This is a genomic window from Pelomonas caseinilytica, from assembly GCF_021353235.1.
GTDB lineage: Bacteria > Pseudomonadota > Gammaproteobacteria > Burkholderiales > Burkholderiaceae_C > Pelomonas > Pelomonas caseinilytica.
The window spans coordinates 67,605-91,399 of record NZ_JAJTWT010000013.1; the positions used below are offsets into that span (position 1 = coordinate 67,605).

General features: G+C 70.9%; 1 protein-coding gene (only partly in view). It reads left to right on the top strand.

The window, feature by feature from the left end:
- Window positions 1–23,772, top strand: partial view of a calcium-binding protein gene (locus LXT12_RS23030; RefSeq protein WP_233394645.1) — the 3' portion only. Its footprint begins 12,354 nt before the window's first position; the window shows 23,772 of its 36,126 coding nt (coding positions 12,355–36,126); its start codon lies beyond the left edge, outside the window; its stop codon occupies window positions 23,770–23,772.
- The last annotated feature ends 23 nt before the right edge of the window (window positions 23,773–23,795 follow it).

The window sequence follows — 23,795 nt, forward strand, 5'->3', positions numbered from 1 at the left end:
GTCGCCACCAGCGGCCCCTACGAGTTCATCTACGGTGACAACAACGTCGGCCACTCGGTGGCCGTGCCGGTCACGCTGAGCGATTCGCCCGACCTCGTCGTCGAGAGCCTGGACGCCCCGGCCACCGCCAAGGAAGGCGCCCTCGTCGACGTGAGCTGGACGGTGCTCAACCAGGGCCTGGCCCGCGCGGCCGGCCAGTGGCAGGACACGGTGCTGCTGCTCGCGCCCAACGGCTCCACCGTCGTGCTCGGCAACTACACCTACGACCGCGGCCTGGACGCCGGCCTGCGCTACACGCGCACGGAGCAGGTCCGCCTGCCGGCCAAGATCGAGGGCGGCTACCGCCTGCGCGTGGTCACCAACAGCCTGCTCGGCAGCGGCGGCAGCCCGCAGGTCTACGAGTACGGCGACGCCCGCAACAACAACACGGCGACCGACACCGACGCCATCATCGTCAGCCTCAACGACCGGCCCGACCTGCGCGTCACCGACATCCAGGCCCCCGCCGACGTGACCGCCGGCACCAGCGCCGGCATCAAGTTCACCGTCGCCAACACCGGCAAGGAGGCCACCTCGGGCCAGTGGCAGGACTACGTCTACCTGTCGCTCGACGGCATCGTCAGCGCCGACGACGTGCTGCTGGCGCGCGTGGACAGCGGCTCGGCCCTGAGCCCCGGCGGCGACCCGTACACGACGACGGTCAACGGCATCGACATCCCCATCCGCTACCGCGGCGACGCCTACATCATCGTCGTCGCCGATGGCGGCAACCGCATCGACGAGTACCCCAACGAGGCCAACAACGCGCGCGCCCAGCGCATCCACATCAGCCCCGTGCCCTTCGCCGACCTGGTGACCAGCGACGTCGTCGCGCCCGACCAGGCCGTGCATGGCTCCACGGTCGAGGTGCGCTACAAGGTCACCAACAAGGGCTCGGCCACGACGCGCGGCGACGCCGCCACCACCAACAGCTGGACCGATACCGTCTGGCTCACCGTCGACAAGACGCGGCCCAACCCGGCCAAGGGCGACATCAAGATCGGCCAGTTCACCCACACCGGCAACCTCGCCGTGGGCGAGGACTACCTCGCCACGGTCAACGTGCAGATCCCCGACGGCATCGCCACGGCGCGCTACTACGTGACCGTCTGGAGCGACACCTACGACGCCATCCTCGAGGACACCCTCTCCAGCAACATCAACCCCGACGACCCGACCCAGATCGACAACAACAACTACAAGTCGCGGGACGCCGACGGCATCGGCCCGATGAAGGTGCTGGGCATCACGCCGCCCGACCTCGTCGTCACCAGCGTCGTCGCGCCGCCCACTGCCGCGGCGGCCGGCGGCTACAGCTTCAGCTACACGGTCAAGAACCGCGGCGACGCCTTCGACGGCGCCTGGACCGACAAGGTCTGGCTGATGGACAACCCCGACCCGACGCAGGCCAAGGTCAGCTGGCTGCTGGGCGAGTTCAAGCAGCAGCGCAGCCTGGGCAACGGCGAGACCTACAGCGTCAGCCAGACGGTCAACCTCAGCCCCGCCGTCAGCGGCGGCTGGCTCGTCGTGCAGACCGACGCCGGCTACAGCTTCCTCGGCCGCAACGACGTGGCCGAGACGGCCGAGGACAACAACGTCGCCCGCGCCGTCTCCAACGTGAGCAACGCGCCGGCCGACCTGCGCGTCACCAACGTCACCACGCTGCCGACCAACTACTCCGGCGAAGACACCACCGTCACCTGGACGGTGCAGAACTTCGGCGCCGCCGTCTGGAGCGGCACCAAGGGCTGGCTGGACCACATCTGGATCAGCCCCGACCCGACCTTCATCCCGCAGCGCGCCACGCAGATCGGCTCGGTCGTGCACAGCAACGCGACGACGCTGGGCGCGGGCGAGAGCTACACCGCCAGTGCCGTCGTCAAGCTGCCGCCGGGCACCGACGGCAAGTACTACATCTACGTGATGACGGATGGCAAGCACTATCCCGATTCGCTCGCCCCCGACTTCGGTCGCGGCGAGAGCACCAACCCCGTGCAGCAGTCGCAGGACGAGGTGCTGCAGCCGCCGGCCTACGCCGACTACAACGCCTACACCCGCGACACCTACTACACGACCTCCGCCTTCGAGGGCACGCACCGCGACAACAACCTCGGCCAGGGCCAGCTCGACGTCATCTACCGCGAGCCCGACCTGCAGATCGACTCGATCACGGTCGACAACCCCAACCCGAGCTCGGGCGACACCATCACCGCGACCTGGACGGTCACCAACCGCGGCACCCGCGAGACCCGCGTGCCGGGCTGGATGGACGGCGTCTACCTGTCGCGCGACGCGACGCTGGACCCGAGCGACTACCCCCTCGTCGACCGCGGCGGCGACATCGAGGTGCTGCTGCGCGCCCGCCAGGTCTACCTGACCGATGCGCGGGGCTTGCCGCGCTTCCTCAAGCCCGGCGAGAGCTACACGCAGACGGCCACCTTCGCCATCCCGACGTCCATCAGCGGCGCCTTCAAGCTCATCGTCAAGGCCGACACCGGCGTCTTCCGCGACCCCTACGCCTCGGTGCCCAGCACCGTGCGCACCGGGCTGCCCGTCATCGCCGAGAGCGGCACCAACGGCGTGCTGGAGTTCAAGGACGAGGCCAACAACACCGCGCAGATCGCCCTGCCCATCACGCTGGCCACGCCGCCCGACCTGCAGGTCACGGCCGTCAGCGCGCCCGAGGCCGTCATCGCCGGCCAGAGCTTCAAGGTCGACTACACGGTGCAGAACCTCGGCGGCAAGACGCCGGTCGACCAGGGCAACTGGTACGACATGGTCTACCTGTCCAAGGACCGCTTCCTCGACCTTAACAAGGACCGCTACCTCGGCTACGTCCAGCACGGCGGCGGCCTGGCCGCCGGCGCAGGCTACTCCGGCTCGCTGAACTTCACCGCGCCGCGCGACCTCGAGGGGCCTTACTACGTCTTCGTGGTGACCGATCCGGCCCGCATCTGGGGCAGCGGCGACACCGGCCAGGTGCTGGAGTTCGGCAAGGACGACAACAACAACGCCGCGGCCATCCAGCCCATGCGCATCGAGACGCCGCCGCCGGCCGACCTCGTCGTCACCAACGTCGTCGTGCCCGCCAGCGCCAAGGTGGGCGACGAGGTCGAGATCACGTTCACGATCCAGAACTCGTCCATCAACCCCGCCTACGGCCGCTGGACCGACGCCCTCTACCTGTCCGCCGACAACGCCTGGGACCTGAACGACATTGCCATCGGCAAGGTGGCCCACGTCGGCGACCTCGGCGCCAACGGTACCTACACCGCGACGCTGAAGGCCAAGCTGCCGCCGCTCAAGGACGGCAGCTGGCGCGTCATCGTGCGCCCCGACCTCTACAACGAGGTCTTCGAGGGCCGCATCACCTACACCGAGACCGGCCTGAACCTGCCGCCGGGCGAGGCCAACAACCGCACGGCCTCGGGCGCCACGCTGCGCGTGGACGTGCCCGTGCTCACCGTCGGCCAGGCCCTGGCCACGACGCTGTCCACCGACCAGACCCAGGTCTACAAGGTCACGGTCGGCGCCGGCGAGACCCTGCGCGTCCTGCTCGACTCGACGGCGGCCACGGGCGCCAACGAGGTCTACATCCGCTGGAACGACGTGCCCACCGGCAGCGCCTTCGACGTCGCCTACAGCAACCCCGTCTCGCCCGACCAGACCCTGCTCGTGCCCACCACCAAGGCGGGCGACTACTACATCCTCGTGCGCTCGCGCCAGGGCGCGGCCAGCACCCCGGTCACGCTGCGCGCCGACCTGCTGCCGCTGTCCATCACCAAGGTCACGCCCGACCAGGGTGGCGTCGGCGACGACGACCACCGCTGGGTCACCATGGACATCGAAGGCGCCCGCTTCGCGGCCGGCGCCCTCGTCAAGCTGGCCCGCCCGGGCGAGTTCGAGATCGAGCCCGAACGCTGGCAGGTGCTGGACGCCACGCACATCCGCGCCGTCTTCGACCTGCGCCACGTGCCGCTGGGCCTGTACGACGTCATCGTCACCAACCCCGACGGCCAGCGCGTCGTCGAGCCCTACCGCTACCTCGTCGAACGCATGATCGAGGTCGACGCCGCCATCGGCATCGGCGGCGCCCGCAACATCGAGCCGGGCGATTCCTCGACCTACAGCGTCAGCCTGCAAAGCCTGACCAACGTCGACACGCCCTACGTGCGCTTCGACGTCGGCGCCACCGACATGGGCAACAGCGCCGACGTGCTGGAGGGCCTGAGCCTGCCCTACGTCGTCTTCGGCAGCAACGTCGGCGGCCGCCCGGACGGCGCCATCGCAGCCGGCAACGGCAACACCCAGCAGTACGGCACCACGCCCACCACGGCGCTGCGCGCCGACGTGCCCTGGGCCGCGCTGGACGGCATGGACAACACCCAGGGCTGGAACCTCGCCCCGGGCTATGCCTTCGACCTGGCCGCCAACGGCTTCGCCGGCGCGACCTTCAAGGTCCAGACCTACCCCGGCCTGGCCGAGTGGATCAACTACGACTTCGAGGGCCTGCGCGACAAGCTCTACGCCATCCGCCCCGACTGGAAGGCCGCCGGCATCCTCGACCAAGGCGTCACCGGCCTGGACAAGATCTCGCCCGGACTGACCGCCAAGTTCCTGTCCACCGATCCCGAGGTCCACATCACCAAGGAAGAGGCGCTGGCCATGCCCTTCCGCTTCGACACCCTGGCCGCGGTGACGACGCTGACGCGCGACGAGTTCATCGCCGAGCAGACGGCCCATGCCAAGGCCCTGCGCACCGCCATCCTGGCGGATGCGACGGCGCCCGGCACCCTGGCGGTGCTGGCGGCCGACGAGGCCCAGTGGGTCAAGGGCTGGCTGGGCGCGCTGGAGACCGCCGGCCTGCTGCGCGCCGAGGGCACGGCCCCGGCCATCCGCAACGACGAGCTGGTACTCAGCCTGAACGCGACGCTGGCCACCGGCATCCTGATGGCCAAGGGCGGCGAGAGCTACCGCACCCAGGCCGACCTGCTGGGCTTCTTCGCCAAGGTGCAGCAGTGGTACGGCGACACCGCCAGGTTCGCCGGCGACGCCGCCGCGGCGCACGCACCCATCGAGTACAAGGAGATCCGCTACCTCGACGACGGCACCTACGTCGAGGTGCCCGTGCCCGTCGCGCCCAATGCGGCCGACTACGACCAGCACGCCGGCCAGGCCACGCACTTCATCAGCTTCGACGTCTTCGCCGGCAACCGGGCCGAGCTGGAGTACCTGCGCCACATCGGCGTGCTCGACGCCGAGTTCCGCCCCGTCGGCCCGCAGGCCCTCAACCTCACGCAATACCTGCAGCAGGCCGCCCAGGCCCAGGCCAATGCCGGCGCCACCCTCAGCGTGCGCGGCCCGCAGGCCCTGCCCGCGGCCAATGGCTCGACCTACGTGCCGACCGACTACGCGCTGCCCTACACGCTCACTTTCAACAACCCGACCAACGCCCCCGTGGGAGAAGTCCGTCTGGTGACGGCCATCGACCCCGACCTCGACCCGCGCAGCCTGCGCCTCGGGGACCTCAAGATCGGCGACATCAACGTCCACGTGCCGGACGGCCAGGCCGTCTTCCAGGGCGACTTCGACTTCAGCGGCGCGGCCGGCAAGGGCTATGTGCTGCGCGTCAGCGCCGGCATCGACGCCGAGGCGCGCGTGGCGACCTGGCTGATCCAGGCCATCGACCCCGACACCGGCGAGGTGCTGCACGACCCGGCCCGCGGCCTGCTGCCGGCCGACGCCAACGGCAAGCCCACCGGAGGCTTCGTCTCCTACACCATCCGTGCCGCTGACACGGCGCCCACCGGCGCCAACATCACGGCCTCGGCCCGCGTCTTCTTCGACGCCACCCCGCCCATCGTCAGCAACAGCGTCAGCCACACGCTGGACGCCGAGGCGCCCGTGACCACGCTGACCGTCGCCAGCAGCGGCAACGACGCTGGCGGCCAGCCCACCTACCGCGTCAGCTGGAAGGCCGCCGACGACGCCTCGGGCGTCAAGCACGTCACCGTCTACGTCGCCACAGACGGCGGCGACTTCCGCATCTGGCAGAAGCAGGTGGCCGGCGCCGAGAGCACGGCGCTGTTCACCGGCCAGGCCGGCCACCACTACGAATTCCTCGCCGTGGCGACCGACAACGCCGGCAACCGCGAGGCCGCCAGCGTCTCCAACGCCGTGCTGCCCGACGACGGCAGCCGCAGCGCGGCCCAGCAGGCCCTCGGCGTCACCGACACCCTGGACACGACGGCCGAACTGCCCGCCGCCACGCCCGACCGCAGCTACACCGCCAGCGACCTCTTCGCCCAGGCCGCGCAGAAGCTGCCCGGCTTCGTCGTCACGCCCGCCCTGGGCGGCCTCGGCAGCGACCTGCAGTCGGTGCTCGCGCCGCTGCAGCTGCGCGGCTTCGCCAGCGGCTTCGCGGCCAGCGAGGGCGACATCGGCGCCCTGGCCATGGTCGAGCTGGCCGATGGCTCCGTGCTGGCCAGCGCCGGCGCGTCGCGCAACGAGGTCTTCCGTTTCGGCAAGGACGGCGGCCGCTCGGTGCAGCCCCTCTTCACGACGGACGCCGCCATCCTCGACATGGCGCTGGACGCCACCGGCAACCTCTGGGTCATGACCGGCTCGGAGCTGATGATGATGGACGCCGGCACGGGCGCCGTCATCAGCCGCAGCCGCGCCCCGGCGGGCGAGCCCCTGACCCATGCCCTGGCCATCCAGCCGGGCACCGGCCTCATCTTCGTGGCCAGCGGCAACGGCGTGGAGGTCTTCGATCCCAAGGCCGAGGCCGCGCGCGCCTGGCGCCACTTCAGCAACACCCGCGTCGGCGACCTGGCCTTCGGGCCGGACGGCCGCCTGTGGGCCGTGCGCTGGACGGGCAGCGACGTGCGGGGCGCCCTGCCCGAGGCGACCACCGACATCATCAGTTTCCCGATGAGTGGCGCCACCCAGGGCCGCGCCGAGCTGGAGTACCGTGTCGCGGGTCTCGTCGACAGCATCGCCTTCGGCCAGGCCGGCACCGCTCTGGCCGGCCTGCTGCTGGCCAGCAGCAACACGGCGCAGCGCCCCGTCGCCGCCGACGGCAGCGCACCCGACGTGCACACCGCCACCGTCTGGGCCATCGAGCTCAAGAGCCGGCGCAGCCTCAAGCTGGCCGAGGGCGGCACCCGCGGCGAAAGCCTGGTCGCGACGCGCGACGGCCGCGTCCTCGTGGCCCAGACCCATCGCATCGACGAGCTGGCGCCCGTCAAGGCGCCCAAGGTCGTCTCCGCCAGCGTGGCCGACGGCGCCCTCGTGCCGCTGCCGCTGACCCAGCTGGCCATCAGCTTCGACCAGGCCATGTGGACCGGGGCCGACGGCGCCGACACCACCAGCGCCTCGTCCGTGCTCAACCCGAAGAACTACAGCCTCATCGCCACCGGCGCCAACAGCCATCTCATCCTCACGCCCGAAAGCGTGCGCTGGGATGCGGCGAGCAAGAGCGTCATCCTGACCCTGCCCAACCTGCCGGCGGGCGGCTGGCGGGTGGAGATCGTCAACACCGTGCGCAGCTCGGCCCAGGTCACGCTGGGCGAGGCCTGGGGCCTGATCTTCACGGCCGTGACGGACATCTCCAACCTCGTGCGGCTGGACTTCGCCGACACGCGCGCGGACCGTCTCACCGGCGCCATCAGCTACGACGTCAACATCACCAACATCGGCGTGGACGACCTCCGCGGCCCGCTGATGCTGCTGCTCGACCCCGGCCGCTACTTCGGCGACGCCATCGTCGGCGCCTCGCGCGGCGACGGCGCCCAGGCCGACCTGTGGGTGCTGGACCTGACGGCCGCGCTGCAGGGCCATCCGCTCAAGACCGGCGAGACCCTCTCCAACCGCACGGTCAGCGTGCGCCCGGCCTCCAGCTTCGGCACCACGCCGGGCTCGGGCCAGATCGTCAAGGCCGACCTTGGCCACGGCATCTACGCCGTGCCCTACGACAACACGCCGCCGGTGCTCGGCCAGCTCAAGGCCGACGGCAGCCTCGACCTGACGACGGCGGCCCTGCCCGCCGCCACCGCCGGCCAGGCCTGGAGCGCGGACCTCGGCGCCCAGGACAGCGACGGCCGGCTCTTCTACTGGGAGCTGGTCGGCGCGCCCGCCGGCATGACCCTCACCCAGGACCCGCGCGTGGAAAGCAGCGCCAGCGGCTACGGCAACCATGCCACGCTGCACTGGCTGCCCAAACCCACCGACCGCACGGACAACCAGGTCCTGCTGCGCGTCATCGACAGCCGCGGCGGCGTGGCCCTGCGCCGCTTCACGCTGGACGTGGCCGGGGCCAACCACGTGCCCGTCATCGACGCCGTGCAGGACCTGACGCTCGACGAAGGCGACAGCCTGCAGCTACCCCTGCTGGCCAGCGACGCCGACGGCGACACCCTCACGCTGCTGGTGCGCAACCTGCCGGCGGGCGCCTATTTCGACGCCGCCACCGGCATCCTCAGCTGGACGCCCGGCTACGACCAGGCCGGCACGTACAAGGACATCACCATCGTCGCCAGCGACGGCAAGCAGGAGGTGCAGCGCCGCTTCAACCTGACCGTCAAACAGGGCTGGCCCTCGCCCGTCTTCCCGGCGCTGGACACCCAGGTGCTGCGCGAGGGCGACCGCTTCGGCCTGCAGCTGCCCGGCGCCGTGCCGGGCGGCCTCGTCCAGGCCGATGGCAGCCGCGTCACGCTGAAGTGGAGCGCCGAGTGGCTGCCCTCGGGCGCCACCCTCGACGCCGACAGCGGCTGGTTCGCCTGGACGCCGGGTTATGCCCAGGCCGGCCAGCTGAGCCTGCCGGTCACGCTGATCGCCACCTTCACCATGCCCGACGGCAGCACCGCCGTCACGGCCGTGAAGCGCGAGCTCAAGTTCGACGTCAGGAACGCCAACGGCGCGCCCGTCTTCGACCCGGTGCAGACCTGGAGCGTGCTGGAAGGCCAGCCGCTGCGCATCAGCGTCTTCGCCTTCGACCCCGACAACCCCGGCTTCGAGCCCAAGGTCCGCCTCACCCCGGGCGGCGAAGCCAGCGGCCCGAGCGGCACGCCGGCCAGCGTGAGCTACGAGGTCACCGGCCTGCCGCCGGGCGCCAGCTTCGACGCCGAGACGCTGGAGCTGGTCTGGACGCCGGGCTATGCCCAGGCCGGCACCTACCACGTCACCGTCACGGCCACCGACGACGGCAACGGCACCGGCACGCGCCTGTCCAGCCAGATCACCCTGCCCATCGTCGTCGCCAACGCCAACCGCGCGCCCGAGGTCAAGGACCTGACCAACGCCTTCGTCGACCGCGGCGCGGTGCTGGAGATCCCCGTCGAGGCGACCGACGCCGACGGCAACCCGCTGACCCTGACCGTGCAGGGCCTGCCGCCCTTCGCGACCTACACGCAGACGTTGAACCAGGCCGGCAAGCTGACCGGCGTCATCCGCTTCGCGCCCGGCGCCAACCAGCGCGGCGACTACACCCTCACCGTCGTCGCCCAGGACGACGGCGACGGCGACGTCAACCAGGCGCAGGCCACGGCCAAGAGCTTCGTCGTCAGCGTGCGCAGCCCGAGCGAGGCGCCCGTCATCAGCATGCCCAGCCAGGTCGTCGCCGTGGCCGGCACCGAGCTGCGCGTGCCCATCCTCGTCTCCGACCTCGACCAGGACGCGCTGAGCTACGCCGCCACCAACCTGCCGGCCGGCGCCCGCATCGAGACCGACCCGCGCTACGGCCACGCCACCCTGGTGTGGACGCCGCCGGCCGGCAGCAGCGGCAACTTCGACATCAGCCTGGCCGTCACCGACTCCGGCCTGCCGCCGGCCGACTCGGGCTACGTCGTCGACCCGCTGCACCCGCCGGTGCCCAACGTCTCGGTCAAGGACCTGCGCATCGTCGTGCGCGCCAGCAATGCCGCGCCCACGCTCTTCGCCATCGCCGCCACCGGCGGCGCGGTGCAGGGCGACCCGCTGGCCGGCGCGCGCACCGTCGTCAAGGTCGACGAGGGCTCGCCCCTGGCCATCGACCTCTCCGGCCTGGACAACGACCTCGACCTGCTGAACTGGACCGTCGAAGGCCTGCCCACCGGCATGCAGCTCACCCCCAGCGCCGGCAGCGGCGGCCAGACCCGGCTGCAGCTGCGCTGGACGCCGGGCCTCTTCGCCGCCCAGGGCGACAACCTCAACGGCACGGCCCCGGGCCACTACCTGCTCAAGCTGACGGCCAGCGATGGCAGCGCCAGCTTCACCCGCGAGCTGGAGATCGTCGTCGCCAACGTCAACCAGGCACCGGTGCTGCTGCCCATGCCGCTGCAGCTCGTGCCCGAGGGCCAGACCCTGGGCTTCACGATGCGCACCACCGACGGCGACAACGACGCCGTGCAGCTCGCCCTCATCCACGACGCCGACACGCCCAGCGGCGTCGTCTTCGACGCGGCCACCGGCTATTTCGAGTGGACGCCGGGCGCCGACGTGGTCGACAACGCCCAGGGCGACACGCGCGCCTTCACCTTCAACTTCAGCGCGACCGACGGCCAGGCCACGGTCACGCGGACGGTGCAGGTGCGCGTCTTCGACGTGAACCAGGCGCCCGAGATCGCCACCGCCAGCCACGCGCTGCTGGTGGGCCAGAGCTTCTCGCTGCCCGTCGTCAAGGGCGCGACGGCGCCGGTCGGCGCCCTGCGCGTCTCCGACGCCGACGGCGCGGCCCAGACGGCCGCGCTGGCCGTCAGCTTCCAGGGCCTGCCCGAAGGCGCCGTCTACGACGCGGCACAAGGCCGGCTGAACTGGACGCCCGGCCCCGGCCAGGTCGGCGACTTCACGGTGCTGGCCACCGTCAGCGACGGCCGCAACACCACGACCAACAGCTTCGTGCTGCGCGTCGTCGCAGCGGCCGAGGCCAACGCGCCCAAGCTGCTCGTCAACCTCACGCCCAGCACGCCGGTGCTGCCGGGGCAGGTGGTGCTCGCCACGGTGCGGGCCGAGTCCTTCAGCCCCATCGCCGGCATCACGGTGCAGGCGCGCGGCGCCGGCATCGGCCAGGCCGACTGGGTGCCCGTGACGCTGGACGGCCTGGGCCGCGTGCGCATCACGCCCAGCCAACCCGGCCTCGTCGAGTTGCGCGTGACGGCCGTCGACGCCGACGGCTTCTCGGCCACGACCACCCAGACCGTCCGCGTCCGCGACCCGCTCGACAACACGGCGCCCCAGCTCGCCTTCAGCGGCGCCCTCGACACCGGCAGCCTGGCACCGGCCCTGCTGTCGGCCGCCACGCCGCTGACGGCCCGCGTCGCCGACCTTCAGCTGATGGGTTATGTGCTCGAAGCGGCGCCCTCCAACGGTGACCGGGTGGACGAGTCCGCCTGGCGCACGCTGGGCCAGGCCAGCTATGCGGCCGAAGCGGTCAACGGCGAGCTGGCCCTGGCCAGCTTCGACCCCTCGCGCTGGGCCAACGGCGTCTACGTGCTGCGCCTGCGCGGCTGGGACCTCGCCGGCCGCACCACCGAGGTCACGACCCGCGTCCTCGTCGACTCGGCGAGCAAGCAGCTCGTCCAGGCGCAGACCACCGATGCCGTCTTCCGCCTCGGCGACCACGACCTGGCCCTGACCCGCAGCCTCGACGTCCACGGCTCGGGCGACTTCGGCAACTGGACCCTGCCGCTGCTGGACACGCGCCTGACCCACGACCAGGCCGGCCGCGACGCCCTCGGGGCCTCCGCGGCCTGGCTGCTGGGTGCGCGCGTCTGGCTGCAGGTGCCGGCCAGCCTCTCGGCGGCCAACGCCTCGACGCAGTACCTGAGCTTCACCCTGGCCACCCAGGGCACGCCGCTGTCCAGCGACCCGACCTCGCCGCTGGTGCAGCGCCCCGTCTTCACCGGCAGCGTGCCGGGCTGGACGCTGGCCGCCGTCGACGCCGACCCCGGCATGCCGGTCGCCCTGCTGCCCCAGGGCCAGCGCCTGCTCGACCGCGTCACCGGCCTGCCGTGGCAGCCCACGGGCTACGAGCTGACCGGCCCCGACGGCACGCGCTACCGCCTCGACGCGCGCGGCCAGGTGCAATCGGTGCGCTTTGCCGACGGCCAGCAGTGGCTGGTGTCCGACGCGGGCGTGTCCCTCGTCGGCAGCAGCGACCCGAACGCCCGCGTCGCCTTCGAGCGTGACACCCAGGGCCGCATCGAGCGCGTTGTCGGCCGCCAGACGGCCAGCGCCGACGCCGCCATCGTCTACCGTTATGACGCCACCGGCCGCCTCGCCCTGGCGCGCAGCCTCTACGGCGACGGCCAGCTCAACGAGAGCATCGGCTACCACGCCGACGGCAGCCTCATCAGCGAGCCGGTCACGGCGCAGTTCGGCACGGCCGCCGGCTGGCTGGCCGGCGTCGCCAACCCCGCCAACAGCTGGAGCGGCAACCTCGACGCCGCCACGCCGGCGCGCTTCAGCTTCGTCGTGCGCGACAGCGAGCTGGCCAGCACGGTGAAGACGCCGGGTGCCGCCGGCGCCATCGTCTACGCCGTCGAGACGACGGCCGGCACCGGCCTGGCCGTCGAAGGCGCGGTCGTGCTCGGCCAGGTGAACAACGGCGGCAAGACCGTCACGCTGATCCGCGTGACCGAGTCCGGCCTCAAGCTGCTGACCCTGACGGGCAGCGGCGCGGCCAGCCTCAAGGTCAGCATCGCGGGTGACCTCGACCGCGACGGCCGCATCGACGGCGCCGACGCCGCGGCCTTCGCCGCCGCCGGCGTGGACCTGAACGGTGACGGCACGGCCAACGACACCGACCGCCAGATCCTCTACGCCAACTACGGCTGGCGCGCCAACCTCGCGCCGGTCAGCGTGGCCAAGGAAACGCCGGTGCTGGCCCACACCGACCTGAACAAGTGGCTGGCCCTGGACCACGTGGCCCTCGACCGCGAGGGCGACAGCGTCTTCTGGCGCGTCACCGGTTCCACGCACGGCACGGCCAAGCTGGCCGCCGACGGCCTGACCCTGCTCTTCCAGCCCGAGCCCGGCTACGCCGGCGCGGCGTCGGTCACGGTGGAAGCCGACGACGGCTGGGGCAGCAGCGGCCCCATCGTGCTGCAGTTCAACGTCAGCTCGGCCGCGCTGCTGGCCATCAATGTGCAGGACGTGGGCCCGCTGCGCTCGGGCGAGAGCCGCGTGCTGCAGGCCTACGGCGACTTCGCGGACGAGCAGGGCGTGGCGCTGACGGGGAGCTATCTGCAGTGGTCGGTGGAGAACTGGCAGGACGGCGTCGCCGCGGTCGTCACGACGCCGGGCGACACCCTGCTGAAGGGCCAGGTCTCCGGCTGGGGCTATGTGCAGGCGCGCCGCGGCGCCTTGCAGGGTGTTCGCAGCTTCGAGGTCGACGGCCCGAGCGACGAGACGCTCAGCCTGGCCCTGGGCGGGCTTGACGTCTACCCGGGCTCGGTGTCGCTCGTGACTCCCCAGGCCGATGGCACCGGCGCGGGCCAGCGCCAGATCAAGCTGACCGACGTCCTGTTCGGCGCCGATGTCGCGGACTCGTACTACACCAGCTACTTCGTGGGTGATGCGCGCATCGCCGAGGTGGATGCGAACGGCGTCATCAAGGCCAAGGCGGTCGGCACAACCAAGGTCTACGCGATCTACAAGTCGGGGCAAGTCGAGCTGACCGTGCATGTGGTCGCGCCGGCCATCGTCACGCCGCAGGCGCCCAGCATCCAGGTGGACGCGGCCGGCGCCGTGCTGCAGACCCAGAACGGCGTGCAGGTCGCCATCGCGGCCGGCGCTTTCGACGGGCCGCGCCAGGTCACGCTGACGGACCTCGATCTGGCGAACCTGCCGCTCGCAGCGCCGAGCTTCGATGGCTTCCAGGTGCTGTCCGGCTTCCACCTCGACATGGGCGGCGCGAAGAGCGCCTACCCGATCCAGCTGGCCACTTCGGCCATGGGCCTGAACCCCGACGAATACGAAGTGCTGATCCTCAGGCGGGGCACCATCACCCTGGACGACGGCACCGTCAAGGACACCTGGTGGGTGGTCGACAACGGCCACGTGGGCGCAGACGGCAAGGCCAGGACGGCCAGCCCGCCCTACCCGGGCGTCACGTCGTCAGGCGACTATCTGGTGTCCGCACGCCGCACGAGCAAGGACCCCAAGACCGGTGCGTCCACCACCAAGTTCGTCTCGCTCGACGCCAACTACCAGTACATCTACTTCAACGCCATCAACACGGCGATGATGGTGGCTGCCGGCGGCAACCTCGTGGCCTCCGGGACCGCCATCGCCCTGATGGCGATGCTGCCGACGGCCGTCTTCGGCCTCTACACCTTCACGACCACGGCCCAGTACAGCCAGACCGGCACCGCCACGGTGAAGGGCGAGGACCTGGACATCAGCGTGACGCCTCCGACCCCGGTGGCACTGGGCGACCCGACGCTGACCGGCATCACGCAGGTGGATGCCACGACCTTCAAGCTGACCGGCACGCACTTCAAGCTGGACAGCGGCGCGACGCGGCTGCGCGTGTGGATCAAGCCGGTGGGCAGCGGGTTGACCGACCGCAATTCGACGCCCGACCGCGGCCTGCTGTGGACGACGCTGGACGTCAGCGACGTGACCGCCACCTCCGCCACCGTCAAGGTGCCTGCAGGCGTGGCTCTGGGGTTGCACGAAATCTGGGTGGAGCGGGTGATCGATGCGGTCAATCCGGATGGCAGCGCGGGCGACGGCTACGGCTTCATGTCGGGCAACCCCAGCTATCCGATCGAGCTCAAGCCCCAGAACGGCACGGGCGTCGTGCTCGACCGCCTGCATGTGCAATTCACCGACGGCGTCAACGCCCAGGGGGCGGGCGGCGACGGGCTGCTGCGCGTGCTGCAGGACGTCGTCGACCTGCCGGGCTACCTGACCGGTCTGAAGACGGACGCCCTGGCCTACGGCACCAACGACCGCGTGGTGTTCGTGGCCGGCGCGGGCAAGATCTACATGATCGACATGCTCAGCCACAAGCTGGTCTACACGCTGCAGCTGCCGGGCTCGACCGCCAACATCTCCGCCCTCGCCGTGGCGGGCGACTGGATGTACGTGGCCGAAGGCGCCAGCTATGGCGATGGCTCCGGCGCGCGGCTGATGCGCGTCAACATCAACAGCAAGGATCCGCAATTCCTCACGGAGGTGCAGCAGCTCAACCTGCCGGGCAGCATCGTGGCCGGCCCGAGCGGCTTCGTCGACCTCGCCGTCAGCGCCGGCCGCTATCTCGCCGTGACCGCGCCCAAGGAACGCGCCACCCGCATCGGCTTCCGTGCCACCGAGAAGGGCGACGTCTTCGTCATCGACCTCGAAGCCATGGACAAGGCCTGGGAGAAGCAGGTCAAGGACAGCCAGGGCGCCGACCGGACGCTCCGGGTCCAGGATGCCGACGTCAAGCTGATCGACTTCGCCACCTCCGGCATGCCGCGCACGGGCCAGGTGCCTTACTACGTCAGCGCCGGCCCGGAGGCGGGCCAGTTCGTGGTCAGCACCTCCGGCGCCTACAACCAGGGTTTCGCGGCCTTCACGGCCAAGCGCGACGCCGAGAGCGGCAACTGGACCGACGCCAAGGTGAACGCGCCCTGGCTCCGGCCCAATCCCGGGGACTGGTGGAACGGCACCAAGTTCCGCCAGAACATCGAGCACGCTTCGGGCGTGGCGGTCTCGGCCGACGGCAAGTACGCCTTCGTGGCCGACTACGAACTCATCTTCGACGAGCCGGGCTTCATGGACGGGGCGCTGGCGACCAAGCAGGTCGGCGGCAAGATCGGCATCATCAAGGACCCGTTCACCAATCCCGTCTTCCTTGGCGCCACCACGCCGATCGAGGGCGCGAGCCTGGACTCCCTGTCCTTGTCGGCCGACGGCAGCACGCTGCTGGCGACCGCCATGGTCGAGGAGTACGGCGGCCCGGGGGACGCCTTCTACAGCCGCTTCTTCTCGACCGTCTTCCAATTCAACCCCGCGGGGCTCATCCAGGCGGCAGAGAAGGGCGGCGACCTGCGCAAGCCGATCGACCTCGGCAACGCCAACCTGCTGCCGCGCCGCTATGACGACCTGCCCAAGTCCTGGGTCGTCACCACCCTCGCCGCCAATGGCGATCTGGAATTGATCAGCCCCAAGGTCGACGCCGAGCAGCGCCCGGTGTTCGAGCTCAAGGCCAACCACACCATCGTCGAGCTGAACATCTACGTCAGCACCTTCGGACCGGGCGAGGGCCTGTACCCGAACGACATGCCCAGCCTGCCGACCTGGCATGCCGGCGACACCAGCGCCAGCGGCCCCGTGCACAACGAGCGCATCCTGACCGCGCTGGACGTGGGCAACGGGGTTGCCTACAAGGCTGGCGAGCTCATCCGCTTCGAGGATTTCGCCAACGATCCCAAGTTCGCCAACTTCAAGCTCACCGCGGGGCAGCGCTACTGGTGGGCTGCCGAAGCCAAGCTGGCCGACGGCACGGTGCTGACCGCCTCGCAGCCCTTCACCGTGCAGAAGGCCTACGAACAGGCCGGCTTCGGTGGGGCCTCGGTCACCATCCTGACCCACGGCTACCAGCCGCCCATCGCCTCGGGCACCGATGGACTCAGTTCCATCTACGTCAACGCCTTCGCCGGCAAGACCGACGCCTCGTCCACCGCCGCGGCAGAACTTGCACGCGACATCGTCAAGACCCAGGGCGGGTATGCCTACAGGTATTCGCGCGACACCGGCCAGTGGCTGCCGCTGGACTACGGCAGCGCCCAACCGTCGCTCAAGGATGCGGTGGCCCAGGGCAAGCCGGTCGTGCTCGTGCCCGACTGGGTCATCGAGTCGGGCTTCAGCGACTCGGGCTTTGCCGAAGCCACGGCGGACGCCATCTACGCGTCGCTGCTGCAGGCCGACCAGAGCGCGGGCGGCAAGATCCTGTCCGGCAACATCCACCTGATCGGCCACAGCCGCGGCACGGTCGTGAACTCGGAGCTCGCCCAGCGCATCCTCTGGGGAGTCGACAAGTACAAGCTCGCGCCGCCGTCCGATCTGCAGATGACGACGCTGGACCCGCACGACTTCAACCAGCCGTCGCTGATGCAGGACGAGACCATCTCGAAGCTGCTCGTGAACCTCGACCAGGGGGCGATCGGTTCCCTGCTGACGACGGGCCTGCTGCAGCTGCCGCTCGACGGCCTGGTGCAGGCCCTCAACATCGACGACCTGATGGGAATGCTCGGCGCGTCCAACGTCGGCATCGACTTCACCGCCGACCTGACCAAGATCCTCAAGGGCGTGATCACCAACGGCGCCGCCGATGCGCTCAAGGGCCTGCTCAAGGGCGCCGAGATCTTCGAGATCAACCCCAAGAAGCTGGGCCTCAAGCAGATCAACTTCGCCGACTTCTACGACCCCAACGTGGCCGCATGGAAGGGCATCAGCTACGCCGACAACTACTACCAGGTGGTGGCCGACGAGAACGCCGCGCCGAACACGACGGTGACGCCCAACGGCCGCAGCCTGGCGGGCGCGGGCATCTACGCGGATGCCGGCTTCGACTTCGACTTCAACCTCACCGGCCTCAAGGGCTTCACCAAGGACGACTACCTCATCCGCGTGGGCTCCACGGCGCAGACGCACTCGCGTCCGCACACCTGGTATGCCGGCACGCTGGACAGCAGCCTGAGCTATTTCAGCGCGGCGATGACCACGAAGGATGATCCCGTCAAGGACCGCGACTGGATCATCCGGCGCCGGGCCGACGGGGCGTTCGAGAAGGCCAGCAGTGCCATCGCCAAGCCGGCGCCCTACGGCAGCAACCAGGCGCCCTGGTACCTCGAGCGCATCGACAAACTGCTCGGCCGGGTCGCGCAAGGCTCGGTGGCTGCGGGCCAGTCGGCGCTGGACCCCCTCGTCGCGTCGCGTTCGGGCGAGACTCCGGCGGATACCTGGGAAGGCGTGGGCGCCGGCTTCTTCTTCACCAAGCTCGGCGGCGGCGCCACGGACCGCATCGTCGCCGGCAGTTCGGCGCGCGTCAGCATCGAGCAGGACAACACCGAATGGGGCGCATCGACCACCGCGGTGCCCACGGTGTTCAACGGCGACTTCCAGGCCAGCATCCGGCCCTACTTCGGCCGCTTCCTGACGACCTACCAGCTGCCCGGCTGGTCCCTGCACAACGGGGGCGCCCTGACCGGCGCGGATGCATCGCAGGCCACCCACCTGATGCTGCTGGGCACGGTCAGCGATGCGGAGATGGCCGCGCGCGGCGTGGACGTGGCCAAGTTCAAGTCGACGTTTGCCAACTATGAGGGCTTCTACGGGCCCAACATGACCTTGGCGGATCTGTCGCAGTCCGTCTGGATCAGCAACATGGCGGACTACCTCCGCGACCTGCTGATCAAGTACGCCGTGAAGATGATCTCCAACTACCCGCCGCTGGTCGCGCTCAAGGTGCCCTTCGTCGCCAAGACGGTGGAGACCTACCTCGGCAAGCTGTTCGACGCCATCGTCTACGACCAGATCCTCGGCTTCAAGGAGGACGTCGGCGCCTTCGGTACCGACCTCGAAAAGGTGGCCGACTGGGGGCTGCGCCTCGACAAGGACCTGCCGCAGCTGACGCACAACCGCATGGCGCTGGCGCAGTCGGCCCAGCAGCTGAGCATGAACGTCAGCAATGCTGGGTTCGCCGATGGCAGCGACCCCTACCTGCGCGTCAAGTTCATCGTGCAGAACGCGGACGGCTCGACCAGCGAATTCGCGGCCAGCCGGGAACTCCGGCTGCGCGACCTGCCGGCGGCCTCGATGCAGACCTTCGGCATTCCCGCCGGTGCCCACGCGCTGGCGGCGCAGTCGGTGGAGATCCGCATCGAGCTCTACAACCGCAACGGCGCGCTCGACGCCAAGGACGTGGTGACCGTCGACAACATCAAGGTCGGCGGCACGCTCACCTTGGGCGACAGCAGCGGTGCGGGCGACGACCAGACCGTCTTCTTCCGCGACAACCCGGCCCTGATGCCCAGCAGCAACGACGAGGCCCTGTCCTGGGTGGGCCCGCAGGCCTTCTACCATGCCAACGAGCACGAGCTGACGCTGACGAACTCCAGCGACGGGGACATCCGCTACGACGTGTTCGCCATGGCCAACGAGTTCCTGTACCTGGGCTCGAATGGCAGCGGCACGCCCGCCGACGTGGCCAGCGGCGAGAAGCTGCTGCTCAGCGACCAGACGCTCGCCAGGGGCGGCAGCACCAAGCTCGAGATCGGCGCCAAGCTGACGGAGGCGGCGCGCAAGAAATACGCCGACGCCTATGACGCGGCCATCCTCACCGGTGGTCTGCGATTCGACGCCAAGCAGGTGACCGCCGCCGGCGCCGTGGATGCCGGGTCGACGACCGTCAAGACGGTCTTCTTCGCCGAACTCGGAGACCTCAACGCGGTCGACGGCGTGCTCAACGCCGAAGCCCTGCAGGCAGGCGGCTGGCGCAACGTCAAGATCTACAACCCCGATGGCGTCACCGTGGAGATCGACGGCGACAGCCGCTGGACGGTCAGCACCGTCGGCGCGACGACGACGCTGACCCTGCTCACCACGGCCCAGGACCGGGGCGCGTTCCGCGGCGACCTGGTCTTCAAGCTCAACGGCCAGGTCTACGCCCGCGCCGCCGTCCAGTGCACCGTCCTGGCGACCCAGCAGCTCAACGTCGATACCGACCAGCTCGCCTCGCTGATCGCCCAGGCCGCAGCCATCGCCCATGCCGACGACGACACCCGTGCCGGGTTCAGCGCCGAGCAGGCCGCCCTGTATGCGCTGCTCGTCGGCGGCGGCGTGCAGGCGGCCCTGCCTGCCGACCTGGACGGTGGCGACCTCGCGTCGATCACCGCCGGCCTCAAGTCGGCCCTCGGCGGCGGTGACGGCACCGGACTCTTCGACGCCTTCAAGACACCGGGCTTCGTCGACATCCGCTATGGCAGCGCCGCAGGCCTGGACGACAAGACGGCGGAACGCACGACCAGCATCGACTTCGGACTGGAGATCTTCGGCAACGGCACTGAGGCCGGGCGCGCCGGTGTCGACTTCAATGCCGACAAGCTGCTGCAACTGCTGACCCAGGCCGATGGCAGCGTGCGCACCGACATCGGCAGTCGCGCCAAGGAGTACGCCTTCTCGCGCCTGATCAACACCGACATGACGGGCTCGGCCTTCGGGTCGGCGGCGGCGGTCTCGGTGCCGGCGGCGCTGCGCCAGGCCGTCGCCTGGGCCGGCACCATCGCCGACCGGGCCGCCCGCATGACCATGATCGGCCGCTATCTCGGCTGGCTGGTCGGCCACGAACTGGCCCACAACCTCGGCCTGCCCGACGAGTACAAGCTCGATGCCCTCGGCAACCGCGTGCCGCTGACCGCCGACGCGACCTTCATGGGCGTGCCCGGCAGCCAGGCCCGCAGCCTGCAGGAAACCAACGCGCTGCTGCTCGCCCTGCGCAGTGGCGACGTGCGCCTGGACGCGGAGCGGTTGGACAAGCTCATCCGCTACATGCGCGACCTGTCGGCCGACAAGGTCTTCTCCGGCGCGCCGCCGGTGGACGGCAGCGATACCGCGGGCGACGCCTTCGCCCTCGGCGGCTCGTCCGCCGCCGCGCCGGCCGCCGCCGCAACGCCCGCGCCCACGCTGGCCTTCGCCTCCGGCCTGCCCGTGCACGCCACCCTCGCCGGCGGCGACATGCTCGACGCCAGCGGCTGGAGCACGCGCGGCAACGTCGTCATCCAGGACGGGCACGCCGTGCTGGGTGAGTCGGCCACCCGCCAGGCGCAGCTGTCGCAGGTCTTCACCGTCGGCGCGGGCGACCAGCTGCTCGCCTTCACGATCGAGTCGCCGCACCTGCTGGCCAACGCCGCCGGCCCGGCCGACGCCTTCGAGGTGGCCCTGCTCGACGTCGTGACCGGCCTGCCCGTGGCCGGCACCGTGGCCCTCGCCGGCTCCGATGCCCTGCTCAACCTGCAGACCAACGGCCGCGAGCGCCTGGCCGCCTCGGTGCGCAAGCAGCTCAATGCCGACGGCAGCGCCACCTACTTCGTCGCCCTGGCGCCGGAGCTGGCGGGCAAGGCGCTGCTGCTCAGCTTCGACCTGCTGGGCTTCGCCGCCCAGGCCAGCACCATGGCCGTGCGCGACGTGAAGCTCGTCGGCCAGGCCCTGGCCGTGGGCGACGCCGTCACGCTCGACGAGGACGGCACGGCGGCCATCGACGTGCTGGCCAACGACCTGCTGCTCGGCGCCACCAGCGTCACCATCGAGCAGGTCGACGGCCCGGCCCACGGCACTCTGGTGCTGCTTGCGAACGGCCAGTTCAGCTACCAGCCGGCGGCCGACTTCCACGGCGGCGACAGCTTCAGCTACCGCTTCGTCATCGACGGCCAGGCCAGCAACACCGCCACCGTGAGCCTCACGGTCAGGCCCGTCAACGACGCGCCGACGCTCGCCGGCCGCAGCCTCTCGGCCCGTGCCGGCCAGACCCTCGCCATCGACCCGCTGGCCACCGCCTTCGACGTGGACGGCGACACCCTCACCGCGGCCATCGTCGACGCGCCGGCCCACGGCGTGCTCAGCGTGCTGGCCGACGGCAGCTTCAGCTACAAGGCCGCCAGCGGCTTCGCTGGCGCCGACAGCTTCAGCTACCTCGTCAGCGACGGGCAGGCGAACTCCGCCGTCGTCACCGTGGCCATCACCGTCACCGCCGACGACACGCCCAACCAGGCGCCGACGGCGGCCGACGGCCTGGCCGCGGGCGTCGAGGACACCGCCCTGGCGCTGGGCTGGGATCGCTTCGCCGTCGCCGACCCCGACAGCCGGCCCGACCTGCTCCAGGTCGAGATCACGGCCCTGCCGGCCGACGGCACGCTGCAGCGCCAGCAGGCCGACGGCAGCTGGGCGGCGGTCGCGGTGGGCGAACGCTTCAGCCAGGCTGACCTCGCCGTGCGTGGCCTGCGCTTCGTGCCGGCCGCCAACGCCTCCGGCGGTGCCGGCGACTTCGCCGCGGGCGAGGGCAACCGCCACGAGCACTACGCCCGCATCGGCTTCCGGGCCTTCGACGGCGAGCTCTACAGCCCGGCCGCCAGCCTGGTCGTCGACATCGCCGCCGTGGCCGACGCGCCGGCGCTCACCATCACCGGCGGCGGCACCGTCACCGGCCTGGAGGACGTGGCCCTGGCCCTGCACGCCATCGTCGCCGGCCTGGTCGACGACGACGGTTCCGAGACCCTGGTGCTGACGCTGACGGGCCTGCCGGACGGCTTCACGCTGTCCGACGGCACGCACGTCTTCACGCCCACGGCCGCGCAGCGCGTGGCCAACCTCGGCGGCTGGCAGCTCGACGCCCTGACGCTGACGCCGCCGCGCGACTTCAACGGCACGGTGGCGCTGCAGCTGCAGGCCACCGCCATCGAAGGCGCGACCGGCAGCTACGCCACGACCACGCAGCTGCTGACGGCCCAGTTCGTGGCCGTCGCCGACGCGCCGACGCTGGTGCTGAGCCCGCGCGACGTCGCCGTCAGCCGCGAGGTGCTGGCGACGAGCTGGGAGACACCGGCCAACCCGAACACCGCGGTGACCGTGGTGGCCGGGCCGGTGCTGGAGGGTTGGACGGTGCGCCCGACCACCTCGGGCAAGACGGCGGCCTTCGAGATCCAGGCGGCGGGTGACCGCGTCACCAACATCGGCGGCAACCTGGCGACGGTGCAGGCCATGGCGGGCAACGGCAGCCAGTGGCTGACGCTGCGCAACGGCCGCGCGACGCTGGCCTACCAGACCCTGGGCATTGAGCGCAGCCTCGACACCGTCGACGGCGCGGTCTACACCCTCAGCCTGGACTACGCCGGCGGGCTGGGCTTCGCGGCGGCCAACACCGCCATCGGCATCTATGTCGACGGCGTCAAGGTGGGCGGCTATGCCGGCACCAGCTCGACGACGGCGCTGAACTGGTCGTCGCTGAGCTTCCAGTTCGCCGGCAACGGCCAGGCGCGCCGCGTCGCCATCGTGCTGGAAGGCGGCGATGCCGTGGCCGGGGGCGCCGTGCCCCAGCGCAGCGCCAACATCGACGACATCCGCATCGTCGAGACCCTGCCCGTCAGCGCCGGGCTCGTCTATGGCCTGGTGGACACGGCCGTCGCCCTGCCGGCCGTCGCTGCTGCGCTGACCGATGGTTTCGGCGGTGAGACGTTGACGCTGAGCCTCACCGGCCTGCCGGCCGGTGCCGTGCTGAGCGACGGCGTGCGCAGCGCCGCAGGCGGCGGGGCCATCGACCTCGCCGGCTGGGACCTCGCCCACCTGAGCGCCACGCCGCCGGCCGGCTTCACGGGCGACCTCGCCCTCACGGTGACGGCGGCCAGCACCGAGACCAGCAACGGCGCCCGCGCGAGCGTAAGCCAGGGCTTTGTCGTTCGGGTTCTGCCCGGCAAGCCGGTGGCGACGCCGCCTGGCCTCAACCCCTTCGTCGTCACCACGGCGGCGGTGCAGACCTCGCAGTTCCTGGCCGGCAGCCAGGCCGTGGCGCCGGCCTCGGCCGCCGCCCTGGCCCTGCTGGCGGGCGACCGCGGCCAGCTCGGCAGCATCGCCGAGCCCATGCCCCTGCCCAAGACGGCGGCCGAGATCGCCCAGGCCGAGGCCGACCGCGCCCGCGCCCTCGGCGACGCCTGGCTCAAGGAGCTCGAGGAGCGGGCCAAGCAGCAGTGGCAGCAGCTGGTGGGCGGCAAATGAGGCCCGCGCTCGCCAGCCCACGT